16 protein-coding genes are annotated in these 12,998 nt (G+C 37.9%); 6 read left to right on the forward strand and 10 right to left on the reverse strand.

Going from position 1 to position 12,998, the window contains the following annotated elements; translation table 11 throughout:
• Nucleotides 1-3 precede the first annotated feature (3 nt).
• Together lysA and lptM are read right to left on the reverse strand one after the other, a co-directional pair.
• Nucleotides 4-1,266: a diaminopimelate decarboxylase gene (lysA, locus tag PCNPT3_RS00385; RefSeq protein ID WP_015463889.1), complete on the reverse strand. Its 1,263-nt coding sequence runs from the start codon at nt 1,264-1,266 to the stop codon at nt 4-6.
• 174 nt (nt 1,267-1,440) lie between these two features.
• Nucleotides 1,441-1,629: an LPS translocon maturation chaperone LptM gene (gene lptM / locus PCNPT3_RS00390; protein ID WP_015463890.1), complete on the reverse strand. Its 189-nt coding sequence runs from the start codon at nt 1,627-1,629 to the stop codon at nt 1,441-1,443.
• Between the two features lie 159 nt (nt 1,630-1,788).
• Between lptM and cyaY the strand changes: the two genes are divergently transcribed.
• The gene (cyaY, locus tag PCNPT3_RS00395) at nt 1,789-2,103 is read left to right on the forward strand and encodes an iron donor protein CyaY (protein WP_015463891.1); all 315 of its coding nucleotides are present in this window, start codon (nt 1,789-1,791) and stop codon (nt 2,101-2,103) included.
• Between the two features lie 2 nt (nt 2,104-2,105).
• Here the strand turns inward: cyaY and PCNPT3_RS00400 are convergent, their stop codons facing one another.
• The gene (locus PCNPT3_RS00400) at nt 2,106-2,297 is read right to left on the reverse strand and encodes a hypothetical protein (protein WP_015463892.1); all 192 of its coding nucleotides are present in this window, start codon (nt 2,295-2,297) and stop codon (nt 2,106-2,108) included.
• 180 nt (nt 2,298-2,477) lie between these two features.
• On the opposite strand from PCNPT3_RS00400, the gene coaD reads away from it, so the two are divergent.
• The gene (gene coaD / locus PCNPT3_RS00405) at nt 2,478-2,963 is read left to right on the forward strand and encodes a pantetheine-phosphate adenylyltransferase (RefSeq protein ID WP_015463893.1); all 486 of its coding nucleotides are present in this window, start codon (nt 2,478-2,480) and stop codon (nt 2,961-2,963) included.
• Nucleotides 2,964-3,128: 165 nt separating this feature from the next.
• On the opposite strand, the gene mutM is transcribed toward coaD, so the two are convergent.
• The 4 genes from mutM to rpmB all read right to left on the reverse strand — a co-directional run bounded on the left by mutM (nt 3,129) and on the right by rpmB (nt 4,945).
• Nucleotides 3,129-3,941: a bifunctional DNA-formamidopyrimidine glycosylase/DNA-(apurinic or apyrimidinic site) lyase gene (mutM, locus tag PCNPT3_RS00410; protein WP_015463894.1), complete on the reverse strand. Its 813-nt coding sequence runs from the start codon at nt 3,939-3,941 to the stop codon at nt 3,129-3,131.
• A gap of 82 nt (nt 3,942-4,023) precedes the next feature.
• Entirely contained in the window at nt 4,024-4,473 is a 450-nt protein-coding gene (locus PCNPT3_RS00415) for a hypothetical protein (RefSeq protein ID WP_015463895.1), read from the reverse strand.
• A gap of 68 nt (nt 4,474-4,541) precedes the next feature.
• Complete coding sequence (gene rpmG / locus PCNPT3_RS00420; RefSeq protein WP_015463896.1) at nt 4,542-4,697, reverse strand: 50S ribosomal protein L33; 156 nt, start codon at nt 4,695-4,697, stop codon at nt 4,542-4,544.
• Nucleotides 4,698-4,708: 11 nt separating this feature from the next.
• The gene (rpmB, locus tag PCNPT3_RS00425) at nt 4,709-4,945 is read right to left on the reverse strand and encodes a 50S ribosomal protein L28 (protein WP_015463897.1); all 237 of its coding nucleotides are present in this window, start codon (nt 4,943-4,945) and stop codon (nt 4,709-4,711) included.
• A 530-nt stretch (nt 4,946-5,475) separates the two neighbouring features.
• Between rpmB and coaBC the strand changes: the two genes are divergently transcribed.
• From coaBC to mscS, 4 genes are read left to right on the forward strand one after another with little or no spacing between them, the layout of a single operon-like run.
• Nucleotides 5,476-6,720 carry a bifunctional phosphopantothenoylcysteine decarboxylase/phosphopantothenate--cysteine ligase CoaBC gene (gene coaBC, locus PCNPT3_RS00430; RefSeq protein ID WP_015463898.1) on the forward strand — a complete coding sequence of 415 codons (1,245 nt, stop codon included), beginning with the start codon at nt 5,476-5,478 and terminating at the stop codon, nt 6,718-6,720.
• Nucleotides 6,717-7,172 (forward strand): dUTP diphosphatase, encoded by a 456-nt coding sequence (gene dut, locus PCNPT3_RS00435; protein WP_015463899.1) that lies wholly within the window; start codon nt 6,717-6,719, stop codon nt 7,170-7,172. Before coaBC ends, dut begins: the two co-directional genes overlap by 4 nt.
• 18 nt (nt 7,173-7,190) lie before the next feature.
• Nucleotides 7,191-7,793 (forward strand): nucleoid occlusion factor SlmA, encoded by a 603-nt coding sequence (slmA, locus tag PCNPT3_RS00440; RefSeq protein ID WP_015463900.1) that lies wholly within the window; start codon nt 7,191-7,193, stop codon nt 7,791-7,793.
• A 14-nt stretch (nt 7,794-7,807) separates the two neighbouring features.
• Entirely contained in the window at nt 7,808-8,710 is a 903-nt protein-coding gene (mscS, locus tag PCNPT3_RS00445) for a small-conductance mechanosensitive channel MscS (protein ID WP_015463901.1), read from the forward strand.
• A gap of 273 nt (nt 8,711-8,983) precedes the next feature.
• Here mscS and metJ read toward each other — a convergent pair whose 3' ends face one another.
• The 3 genes from metJ to ygfZ all read right to left on the reverse strand — a co-directional run bounded on the left by metJ (nt 8,984) and on the right by ygfZ (nt 12,984).
• Nucleotides 8,984-9,238, reverse strand: a complete 255-nt coding sequence (metJ, locus tag PCNPT3_RS00450) for a met regulon transcriptional regulator MetJ (protein WP_015463902.1) — start codon at nt 9,236-9,238, stop codon at nt 8,984-8,986.
• A 135-nt stretch (nt 9,239-9,373) separates the two neighbouring features.
• Nucleotides 9,374-11,866, reverse strand: coding sequence for a class I adenylate cyclase (locus PCNPT3_RS00455; protein ID WP_015463903.1), 2,493 nt, complete (start codon nt 11,864-11,866; stop codon nt 9,374-9,376).
• Between the two features lie 143 nt (nt 11,867-12,009).
• Nucleotides 12,010-12,984: a tRNA-modifying protein YgfZ gene (gene ygfZ / locus PCNPT3_RS00460; protein WP_015463904.1), complete on the reverse strand. Its 975-nt coding sequence runs from the start codon at nt 12,982-12,984 to the stop codon at nt 12,010-12,012.
• Between the last annotated feature and the right edge of the window lie 14 nt (nt 12,985-12,998).

Consider the following 12,998-nt stretch of genomic DNA (forward strand, 5'->3'; position numbering starts at 1 on the left):
TTCCTAAGGTAAAACATGTTCACCTGCCCATAAGTTACGATGTTCTTCTCGCTCTCGTACAATAAAGGCTTTTTCAGAGTCGACCATGACCTCTACGGGGCGGCAACGAGAATTATAATTAGAGCTCATTGTTGATCCATAAGCGCCACTGCTACGTACGGCTAAATAATCACCTTCTGCAACAGACAACGTACGATCTTTACCTAAGAAATCAGCACTTTCACAAATTGGGCCTACGATATCATAATTACGCTCAGGTCGAATCGTTGAGGTTTGTAGTTTATTATTAATCGGAATAATTTCTTGCCATGCATTATATAAAGCAGGGCGTAGCAAATCATTCATGGCGGCATCGACAATGGCAAAGTTTTTTTGCTCATTAATTTTCAAATATTCAACTTTAGTTATTAATACACCCGCATTGGCCATAATAGAACGACCGGGTTCAAACAATAATTTTAAGTTTCGAGAGCCCATTTTCTTGATGATTTCACGCATATAGTCTTCAGGCTCAGGTGGTGTTTCATTTTGGTAAGGTACGCCTAAGCCACCCCCTAAATCCAAATGCGTAATAGTGATACCTACCTCTTCTAACTCATCGATTAAAACGAGTAATTTATCGAGCGCTTCAAGAAAAGGGGCTAATGTGGTTATTTGTGATCCAATATGACAATCTACGCCTTTTATCTCAATAAATTCAAGACGCTCTGCAAGGAGATAAACATTGAGAGCTTGTTCAATTTCGATTCCAAATTTATTTTCTTTCAATCCCGTTGAGATGTAAGGATGTGTGCCGGCATCAATATTGGGGTTAATGCGAATAGAAATGGGTGCTTTTATGTTTAAGCTTTGAGCCACACTATTTATGCGATATAACTCTGAGATAGACTCAATATTAAAACAAAAGATAGAGGCTTGTAATGCGGTTGCTATTTCAATCTCTGTTTTACCGACGCCAGAGAAAACCACTTTTTTAGGATCGCCACCGGCTTGGATCACGCGCAGTAGTTCACCCGCAGAGACGATATCAAAACCCGATCCTAAGCGCGCCATGATATTTAAAACCCCTAGATTAGAGTTGGCTTTAACAGCGTAGCAAATCATATGCGGGTAAGCGCTGGCTGCTTTATCTAAACCTTTCCAGTGACGCTCAATGGTGGCGCGTGAATAGACATAAGCAGGTGTTCCCGCTTTTTTAATGATATCTTCAATGGCAACATCTTCCACAAAAAGACGCCCGTCTGTTTGATAATTAAAGTGATCCAATTTTAAACCCTCTTTATTTTATATGTCTCAGTGATCTCGTTTAGTTATACCAATGCAATTAATGAATCGTGTATTACTCAGGGGAAATTAGCACTAGCAAGGCGTGAGTTACAGGAGATAGTTGATCTCACTTCAAAACTCACAGCGCAGGATAATTTCAACAAGCAAGACGGATCATCGTTTAGTTACTTTGGTATTACCCGCTATTACATTGGTTTGCTCTGTTTTATTGTTCGTATCTACCTGTTGTATCACTTCTTTTTGTTGTGGCGGTTGAACGCGATATAAAGGGCCACTCATGCCACAAGCACTCAAAAACGTCAGTAATAATATTGGAGCTAAGATTTTATATCGCTTTTTCATGGCATATTCTCGTTGAATAATACTAGCACGTTATATTTTCATTACACGTGTGCCTGGTATTTGTTGTATTTATGTTGCATTTTCATGGGTGGATTTTGCATCTTTAACTTGCACCAGTATATAATCGCATTTCATGGTTAAAAGCAAAGGATAAGTAAAATGAATGATAGCGAATATTTAGAGTTAATTGAGCAGTTATATCAAAAAATTGAAGATTGTATTGAAGAATCTGGCGCGAGTGTAGATTGTGACAGGAATGCGGGGTTATTAACCCTTGAATTTGATAACCGTAGTAAACTTATTATTAATCGTCAGCAACCGTTACAACAGGTTTGGCTGGCAACTATTGAAAATGGTCACCACTATGATCATAAAGATGGGTTGTGGATTGATGATCGCAGTGGCGCCGAGTTTTTAAGTTTTTTAAGTAAAGCTATTTACAAACAATCTGGCGAAAGCATTGTTTTTAAATGATTTTATTTGTGTTCAATATATAGAAAACGTTTGCGTAGGTAGATAGACGTTGCGCCTAAAAGCGTTACAGCAGATAGTGCAAGCAGATGATAAGGCTGATAGCCTTGTATAAAAACATCAAACAACATAAATAAAGAGCAAGTAAGTAAAGTGCTTCGTGTTATTTCATTGAGCAGTTTTTTGTGAGCCATCATATTTTGATCTCCCTTTAATTGCTTATCTTTAAACGATAGAGCAAGATAAATAATAATCAAAACATTTATTTTATTCTGTCACGCTGAGACAATGATTTGTTCGGGAAATGATGCATTGAGTACAAAAATGCACACTGAAAGTTGTAGCGTGTTTGTTAAAACTAAGCGAGATTGTTAAAAATGAAAACAGTTATTTTCCCTGGAACGTTCGATCCGGTGACCTTTGGACATTTGGATTTATTAACGCGGGCGGCGCGCCTTGCTGATAAAGTCATTGTGGCTGTGGCACTTAACGACAGTAAAAAAACACTTTTTAGTATAGATGAGCGTTGCGCACTACTTAGACAAGCCAGTGCAGATATCGGTAATGTTGAAATTGTGCCTTTTTGTGGATTGTTAGCTGATTTTGCCAAGAAAAATGAGGCGGTGGCGTTAGTGCGAGGCATCCGTGGTAGCGGAGATGTCGATTATGAGATGCAATTGTCGCATCTTAATAAAGTATTAGATCCACAGTTAGAAACGATTTTATTGGTTGCCAGTAGCCGAAGTAGTTTTATATCGTCGACTGTCGTAAAAGAAGTTTTTAAACATGGTGGAGATATTCGGCAGTTCGCGCCATTGATCGTTTTGCAAGCTTTACGGGAAAAACAGCAAGATCAGAAATAAGTCAATTCCTCAACGAGCACATTGTAAATAAAGCGCCTTACTGCTCCGTAAACGCACACAGCCCCCTTAAAACCAAGTATTAACACCTAAACCGCCTTTTATCTCCTTTCTTCTTTAGGTGGTTTTTTTGGCGCATAAAGAGCTTGGAGTTTCATCGCTCTTTTTTTATGTTTGGCAGTGTGCACAAAACACGCTATTGCGTCCCGCGAGCTTGATGGCATCTAAAGGTTTTTGACAAGAGGGACAAGGCGCTCCTGCTTTTCCATAAATATGTAAGGTTTGTTGAAAATATCCCGGTTTCCCATCTCCACCGACAAAATCTTTTAAGGTGGTGCCACCTTGCTCGATTGCCAGTATTAACACTTTTTTTATTTCTAAAACCAATCGCTGATAACGTGCGAGAGATATCTGACTGGCACTACGTGTGGGCCGAAGCGCACTTAAAAAAAGCGCTTCGGTTGCATAAATATTACCGACACCGGTTACCACCTTTTGATCCATAATAAATTGTTTAACGGGCAGTTTTCGTCGTTTACTCAGGTGATGTAGATATTCTCCGCTGAACTGTTCCGTTAAAGGCTCTACGCCAAGATGGCTGAGTAACTTGTGTGCATAAGGATCAGAGCCTAGCCATAAAATAGCACCAAAACGTCTCGGGTCGGTATAACGCAATAGGCAAGAATCAAAGATAAAGTCGGCATGATCGTGTTTTTCAGGGGGCGTGTTTAAATTACAAACGCGTAAACTACCCGACATACCAAGATGTATTAATAACGTGCCGGAGTTAAAGTTAAGTAACAAATACTTAGCACGTCGATCAATGGATAATAGTTCTTTTTGCACTAGGTGAACGCTTAGATCCGTTGGGATCTCCCAACGTAATTGCCTTTGGCGGATATCAATACGAGTTATTTTTTTAGCAAGAATATATTTGCTAAGGCCACGGCGTGTCGTTTCAACTTCTGGCAATTCAGGCACATTCTCTCCTTACAATAAGATATCCATATTAGATCAGATACTAAACCCATCTGGCTTACTGATATGCATCGGGATAAATATATTATTGACCTAAAAATAAAGGTAATTGTTGTTGATTGAGTAACAGAGCCTGTTCATTATTGCGCTGCAGCAAATAATGATCGCCTTGCTGGATCAATTGAATAATGATGGGTTGTGCGTTATTGGCGGTGTAAACTTGCATAACAAAGGGATCATTCGGTGTTTTTACAATAGCTTCTGAAGGGAGCTCAATATTTTGCCAATTATGTACTAGCAGGGCCAGTTGCTCTTCAGATAAACCTAAAGAAGGCTCACTTATCCAGCTTCTTCCATTACGTTTAAGGCTAAAGTCAGGTGTTTTAATTTCTATAATGACTAACTGTGAGTCAATCAAGGTGTGATCATTATGTTTTACTTTTAATAATAGTTTCTGGCTAAAATTAAAAAGAAAGAAGATGATCAAAATGCCGAAAATCAGTACATTATTCCAACCTCTTTTAGATAAACGCATATTTCCCTCCTTTTTTAGATATAAAAAAACCCAGTATAGACTGGGTTTCTTTTTAGATAAAATCAAAATTACTTGATTTTGCCTTCTTTGTACATAACATGCTTACGTACAACAGGATCAAACTTTTTGATCTCAAATTTTCCAGGCATAGTCTTTTTATTTTTATCAGTAGTATAAAAATGGCCAGTACCAGCACTTGAATTTAAACGAATTTTATCGCGCATTTTACTGCTCCTTAAACTTTAATACCATTAGCACGGATATCAGCAAGAACTGTATCAATACCTTTTTTGTCGATGATACGCATACCTTTAGTAGTTAGGCGTAATTTAACAAAACGGTTCTCACTTTCAACCCAAAAACGATGGGATTGAAGGTTTGGTAAGAAACGACGTCGTGTGCGGTTCTTTGCGTGTGATACATTGTTACCAGTAGCGGGACGCTTACCTGTAACTTGACATACTCTAGACATGTCTTAGTCTCCAAAATAATAGTTTTACTCGAGCAAAATAGTCGAACACCTTTTTTAGCCGTCGCCAAAGGCGTCGAGGGCGCATTTTATACATGATTGAGTATGAAAGATCAACAGAAGTGTGAATTAATGTCTTAAATCTAGCCATTTTTTGCAAAATAATTGTTATTTAGGGTTTTTCAACCCGAAATCGAACAAAAAAACAGCAATAAATTAAAGTTTAAAATAGTGGATTTATAGCTGTTTTTAGCCTTAAAACAGCCATTATTAGATTATTTTTTAACGCTAATATAACGTTTTTTTTAAGAGTTCTGCTACCTTTAATTACGGCATTTATTTTCAATATAAATACGCGATAAAAAGGCGATTAAAAGATCAAATTAGATGTTTTTTTTCGCTTTTTTTTTGTTTTATTTAAAGTTCAACGTATTAAAATTGTAATGCATTATTTTAAATCTCTTTTATTTTGTCACATATTGAGAAAGGGGTTTGTGTTATTCTAGGCCTCCTTTTATTGACGAGTTTTGTTTATGTCTATTGCTACGCATTTGTTAGTGGGAAAAAAAATATTATTGGGAATTTCGGGAGGCATTGCCGCATATAAATGTGCAGAGCTGACGCGACGCCTAAAAGATCAAGGTGCTGATGTACGTGTGGTAATGACGAAATCTGCACAAGAATTTATTACACCACTGACGATGCAAGCGGTCTCAGGGCATATGGTCGCAACGTCCTTGTTAGATCCACAGGCACAGGCGGGAATGGGTCATATTGAATTAAGTAAATGGGCGGATATGATCTTGCTTGCTCCTGCAACGGCCAATTTAATCGCACGCCTACACAGTGGTTTTGCCGATGAGTTACTGACAACCCTCTGCTTAGCTTCTACGGCGCCAATTGTGATCGCACCTGCGATGAATATGAATATGTATTTAGCAGCAGCCACCCAATATAATTTAGAAATATTAGAAAAACGTCATTTTCTAATATGGGGTCCGGGTGAAGGGATACAAGCGTGTGGTGATATAGGCCCGGGTCGAATGCTAGATACGGATGACTTAGTGCAACGTGTCGTTGCCTTTTTTACGCCTCAAGAAAGTACCTTACAAGGTATTAATATTACTATTACGGCAGGCCCTACCCAAGAAGCATTAGATCCTGTGCGTTATATTAGCAATCATAGTTCAGGTAAAATGGGCTTTGCACTCGCTTCTGTGGCCGCCCAGTGGGGCGCAAATGTCACATTAATAAGTGGTCCTACACCTTTGCCAACGCCTCCAAAAGTACGCCGAGAAAAAATCATCAGCGCGCAACAGATGCTCACCGCGAGCCTTAATACATTAGGGCCGTGCGATATTTTTATTGGGTGCGCCGCGGTAGCTGATTATCGAGCAAAAGATATTTGTCAGCAAAAAATAAAAAAAACATCCCAAGATGAAGAGTTAACACTTTGCTTAGTGAAAAACCCTGATATTATCGCAAGCGTAGCTAAACATGAAAATCGACCTTATTGTGTCGGCTTCGCTGCAGAAACACAATCCCTAGAACAGTACGCTAAAGCGAAATTAAAAAGTAAAAACTTAGATTTAATCGCCGCTAATGACGTGGCGAAAGAGGGGCAAGGTTTCAATAGTGACCAAAATGCTCTAACGGTGTTTTCCAGTAGACAAAAGTTTGATATCAAGCTTGCTGATAAACAAGAAGTGGCTCGGCAGTTATTGAATATCATCGCAGAACAATATAAAAAAACCTTAACGCGAGAGCAAAAAAAATGAAACAGATCCAACTTAAAATACTTGATCCTCGTATTGGTCATGAATTTCCATTTCCTAAGCATGCAACGTCAGGCTCAGCGGGAGTGGATTTATGTGCCTGTATTGACGAGCCTTTAATCCTTGCACCAGGAGAAACAAAACTGATTGCAACGGGTATTGCTATCCATATTGCCGATCCCACTTTGGCCGCAACAATTTTACCACGTTCGGGTTTAGGTCATAAACATGGTATTGTGCTGGGTAATTTGGTTGGGCTGATTGATTCGGATTATCATGGCCCTTTAATGGTATCTTGTTGGAATCGGAGTCAGACATCTTTTACACTTGTACCGGGTGAGCGCCTTGCTCAATTAGTTTTTCTACCCGTAGTACAGGTCTCGTTTGATGTGGTAGAAAGCTTTACCCAGACAGACAGAGGTGAAGGTGGTTTTGGGCATACGGGTAAGCTATAACAGAGGGAATTGGTGAACATGGTTACAACAACAGTGAAAAAAAAGATAAATCGCAAGGATGACATTTTACGTGCCCTTGCTGAAATGCTGGAAGGGAAACCGGGACAACGTATTACGACTGCAAAGCTTGCAAAACAAGTGGGTGTATCTGAAGCTGCGCTATATCGGCACTTTCCAAGTAAAGCGCGCATGTTTGAAGGCTTAATCGATTTTATTGAATCAACTATTTTTACTCAGATCAATATTATTAAAGATCAACAAAAGCAAACCTTTACTCGTATTGAACACATTATGCATTTCTTATTGGGATTTGCAGAGCAAAATCCTGGTATCAGTCGCTTATTAACGGGGGATGCTCTCCAAGGTGAGAACGAACGTTTACAAGCGCGTATTGAACATGTTTTTCAAAAGTTAGAGTCTCAAATAAAACAGATTTTACGAGAAAAACCGATGTTAGATGGTGCTAAACTACAAATGGATGAAGCTGTATTAGCGAATATGTTATTGGCTTATGTAGAAGGGCGCATGCATCAATTTGTACGCAGTCAATTTAAACAAAAACCGACTCAAAACTTTAAAGTTCAGTGGTCATTCTTTTATAACCAACTAAAACAAAGCTAAATAAGGGTATAAATATGTCAGATGGGAAAATTGTAATAGAAGCGGTTGATGCAACAAAAGAGGTTGTAGTAGATAAACTTGTTGATGGCATCAATGTTGTAGATAAAAGTTTTGATTGGGTTAATAACAATCAAGGTTTATTAATTGAGTATGGATTTAATATTGTTGCCGCGATTGCCACTATTGTCATTGGTATGATGGCCGCGAGTATGATTTCTAATACGTTAAATAAAATCATGACTAAGCGTAAATTAGACAGCACGATCGTTGATTTTGTTGCACACATGGTGAAATATGTGATTGTCGCCTTTGTGGTGATTGCTGCATTAGGTCGTATCGGTGTACAAACTACGTCCTTCATTGCGATCATTGGTGCTGCAGGCTTAGCGATTGGTTTGGCATTACAAGGATCACTTTCAAACTTTGCATCCGGCGTGCTTATTATCATGTTACGTCCTTTTAAGGCTGGCGAATATATTGAAGCTGCGGGCGTTGCAGGTAGCGTTGAGTCAGTGCAAATTTTTGCAACCACATTGATAACAGTGGACAATAAATTTGTTGTTGTACCTAATTCAGCGATTTTAGGTGGCAACATTGTGAATTACTCTCGCAAGCCAACCCGCCGTATCGATCTTACGATTGGGGTTAGTTACAATGCGGATTTAGCGAAAACGAAAGCGGTATTAGAAGCCGTTGTTAAGGCTAATGAATTAATTTTAAAATCTCCACAACCACAAATAGCGGTTGCTGAGCTAGCAGATTCTAGTGTTAATTTAGTGGTTCGTCCTTGGGTAAAAAGTGGCGATTACTGGCCTGCACGCTTTGCGTTAATGGAAGCGATTAAAAATGCGTTAGATGAAGCTGAAATTGAGATCCCATATCCACAAATGGATGTGCATATGAATAAAGAAGATTAATATCTAATTTGTTTTTATTTTTAAAAAGCCCCTTGTTGCGCGTCAATAAGGGGCTTTTTTGTTATACCAAAGGAATTAATTAAGTTTTCATGTATTGCGCCGGAAAAATTAACACTATCAAGGCGTGAGTTGTAGGAGATAGTTGTTCTCACTTCAAAACTCACAACGCAGGGTTGTACTTAGGATGAAAAAGTATATGAGGGATTCTTTTTATATTGAAGAAAAAGCAGAAGAGGGAAATACAGAGGCCCCTGTGAGTAAAGAGGCTCTATCTTATACTTCTTTGTTTTTATCTAAATCGTCATCATCAGGCAAGGGTTGACCCGTATAAGCATGTAAAAAAGCTTCACAAAGCAATTCACTATTAGTGGCATGGCGTAAATTGTTAATTTGTCGACGCGTACGTTCATCAGTTAAAATTTGTAATACTTTGGTGGGGATAGAAACTGTGATCTTTTTTACTTGTTCACTTTTTTTCCCGTGCTCAGCATATGGGCTGATATATTCACCGTTCCAATCTTTAGACATGAAAATATCCTATTCACTTAAATCAATAATTTTAGAAGGGTATTTTAGCTGTTGTTGGTAATGATGGCAAATAGACTTCTAGAAGTCTGTGTCTGTTTTCGCTAAAATGTTACATATATACAATATATCAGTCTCTTATTGGTTTTTTATTGCCCCTTTAAAAGAGCGTAATGATAGTCCTTCTTGTGCTTCTAATTGAATATCATAAAATTGCGGTAAACTGAAGTTGATTGTATTGTTCGTATTATCACTTTGAGTGCGGTTCGATGCGTAAAAACGATTGACGCTTTTAACTAAATCATCTTTATTACCAGAGAAATGTTGAAATGTTTCTATTTCATTATCGACATTGGCAATGTAAACATTAAAACCATGTTCGTGATTTTCAAAAAAGAATTGGATCAAGCCTTCACTAAGATGTGATTCAATCATTTCTACGGTTTGTTCAAAATGTGTATTTCTTAAATTAATGGCACTAGAAGACACTTTTTTCTCAGAAATATGGCTGTAGATATCAACCGAGCTTTCTAAATGTTGTAGTGAAACGCCCGTACGCTCAAAGTAGAATCCAAATTTCTTGCCACCTGTCCATAATGTTTGTAATGATTTGCGCGAGGTAGTCGTTAGACGTAATTGTATAAATTCTTGTAGTTTCGTTAAAAAAGTATCGCTAAGTTGTTTTTTAAAGTGCCGACTGTAACTAAATATTTCTATTTTTTCAGGCTGTTTTGCATCTTGATGCATTTTCCCGAGCAAGGTGTTTAGTGCTTCAACAACGGAATAATTACTATTAAAGTGCAAGGTACGGACTTCGTTCCAAGAGTTTCGATAAATTAAATCGATACTACCGATCAAGCATTCATCATTGATGCCATAAGATAGTACATTGCCTATTTCGTCATTGTTACTTTCGGTGGTGTCTTGCCAATGCTGAGTTGGATCTTTTTCGACATTTAAAAATATAGCTAAGTGCTTGATTTCACACGGCTGGGTTAATGCTTTATTGGTTGCTTTTGCAATGCGCAAAGGGAATATTGAGTGCAGATCATCCATAAATTGGTTGAGTTTTGCATCCATAAGATCTGAGCCTTGATTATATAAATACAATTGTGTTTGTTTTTTATATAAACCATTAAAATGACACCAAGCAATTAATTTAGATAAATACTGGCTATGCATTAAAAGAGGCGTGTTGATTAAACTGTGGTTATCGAGAGAGCTGTTATACAAGTACCAACCGGGAGCATTATTACTTTTTCTGTTTTCGGGTACTTGAATAAAACTAAGATCAGGCTCGCTTAAATTATGTCTGCCATTGGCATTGATCAGATCTATTTTACCGGGAAGTTTTTCATGCGCGGCATAGAGTTTGCGAGATAATATCCCGAGATCTTCAACGCTGATGGATTCAGAGATATTATTACGACGTGCAAAGCTGTGTAATTTTCGATAACTTATCATTAAGGCATCAAGTAATACATTTTGCGCTTTTTCTACGGCGCACACTTTCCAATTAAGGTGGTTATCTAAATCAAGGATCTGATTTTCATCCCACTGCCACTGATTGATAAAGCGGTTTAATATGGTGCGTCGCCATGCTGTATTATTGTTATGGCAAGGTGTCGATAAATTTTCTTCGGTTTTAAGGTAAAAACAAGCCCTGACGACATCTAAACGTTTTAAGTCATCTATTTTTATCAAGTAATGTGTTACTTTTTCTAGCATTAAACAATACGGATCTAGTCTTTCGTCATAATGCGCTTGATTTTGAAAGCATCGTTTATATGACATGGCAACCAGTTCAGTATTTGGATATTCAGAAGAATAAGCTTCCATGAGAATGGTTTTTAAAACGGCTTTATAAGGTGTATCAATCCCTTTATAAAGTTGCCAAAGGGTTGCGCCAAAATACTCTTCTGCTGGTATACGGTAAAAGCCACCGAGATCGAGCCAATCATTTTCATTCAACTCTTTGTTTTTATATAGATTTTCTACGTATTCATTATAGTTTTTTTCGTGATCGATCGGAATAAGAGGCCATAATATACGTTTACCAGCGACGCGCAGAGCGGTGCGATAAAATTCATCTAGCAGCAACATATGCTGTGAAGAGCCACAAGAATCACTGTTCATTCCCGCATTATTTTTAACTCTAAACTTATTATCTGGAATTAAGAAAAAGTTTAATTCAACATTAAACGTCTCAGCCCATGCCGTGATCAAGGTTGCTTTTTCATTTAATAATTGAATGCGTCTGCTGTCAATTTGATGGGGATAACAGATCCATATATCAAAATCACTGTGTGAGCATTGGCCGATTGAAGAAGTACTTCCCATGGCATATAAGCCGAGAATGTCACAACTTTGAGACGTTTTGTAGAGTTTATCGACGTTTAAAAATTGTGAGAGAAGTTGAGTTTGTTTGGCAGTGATCTGGAATTGGCAAATGCCAATGGGTACATCGCTATTAATATAACCGGGTAAATTGACTTGGTTATAATGTAGTAAAATAGGAAAGGTTTGAAATACGTTGTACTCATTTTCGGTCATTAAGACTTGTGCAGATTGGATCCGTAAGCGATTAAATTGATCAGCTTTATCACGTAATCTTTTAATTTCAGGATTCAATCATTAGACCTATAGCGGTTGTATAAAGTGTGAGCATGATAACACTATTTGCAATGGCTGGGAAATAAGCTAAATATGCAGGATCTTTGGCCATGTTACTTATAAAGAGAGAAACATGGCCCTATACAACGAGACTTTGGTGTTTAATTATCTAATGGGTAAGGCAGGGCGACGAGATATAATGTAGATCCTTCAATTTCTTTTATTTGATATATATCATCAGCTTGGCTATCTTTTGGTAAAACGGCCAGCACCTCAATATGTGCATCGCCATATTGGCAAGCCGAAATCACACTACCGATACGCTTCCATTGATTATTAAGTAGAAGTTGCAGCGTATCACCCGCTTTAGGTGCACAACTTGCGTGCCCACTTAAAATAAATAACGCACGTTTATTCGCACCTCTATATTTAGCGCGTGCTATTGTTTCTTGACCAATATAACACCCTTTGGTGAAGCTTATGCCATCGAGCGCTTGAAGATTTAACATTTGCGGTATAAATTTTTCGCTGTTTATCTCTTCAATAAAAGCCATACCGGCTGCAATATTCATGGCATTCCATAAGCTATCGTCATGGTAGGTTGCTTTATCTTCTAATTGTTTCAAGAGCGCACTGCCTTGTTCCTTTTTAAGCACTAATAAATAGCGCAGAGAAGGGGTCAGTTGTTTACTTATATGCATACCATTAGGCAGTAATAGCCCAGATTTTGATATGTTTTCTGTTGTTAACTCTTGGCTAATGAAATCACTAGATTTTTCACCTAATAATGTAATCGCTTGATATTCACTATCTTTATGAATTTTTACTTTTGAAAACGCAGCGTATTTTTGTAAGGCGGTAAGTTGTTTTTCGGTTACTGAGCTAGGTTGTAGAAAAAGCACTCTGTCTTCTAATAAAATGACATGAAATAAACTACAGACTTTGCCTTGGGGTGTGCATTGTGCGGCTAATGTCTGTTCTCCTATCTTTAGGCTATTGATATCACAGGTTAATTGTCCCTGTAAAAACGAGATCCTATCCTCACCTTGTACTGCGATAACATCCCAGCTATCTAGGGGGCATATAACAAGATCAGCTAATTGACTAATATTATCTAATTGATTAAGTTTAAGCATTTGTGCCTCATATA

This window comes from Psychromonas sp. CNPT3, assembly GCF_000153405.2.
Taxonomy (GTDB): Bacteria; Pseudomonadota; Gammaproteobacteria; order Enterobacterales; family Psychromonadaceae; genus Psychromonas.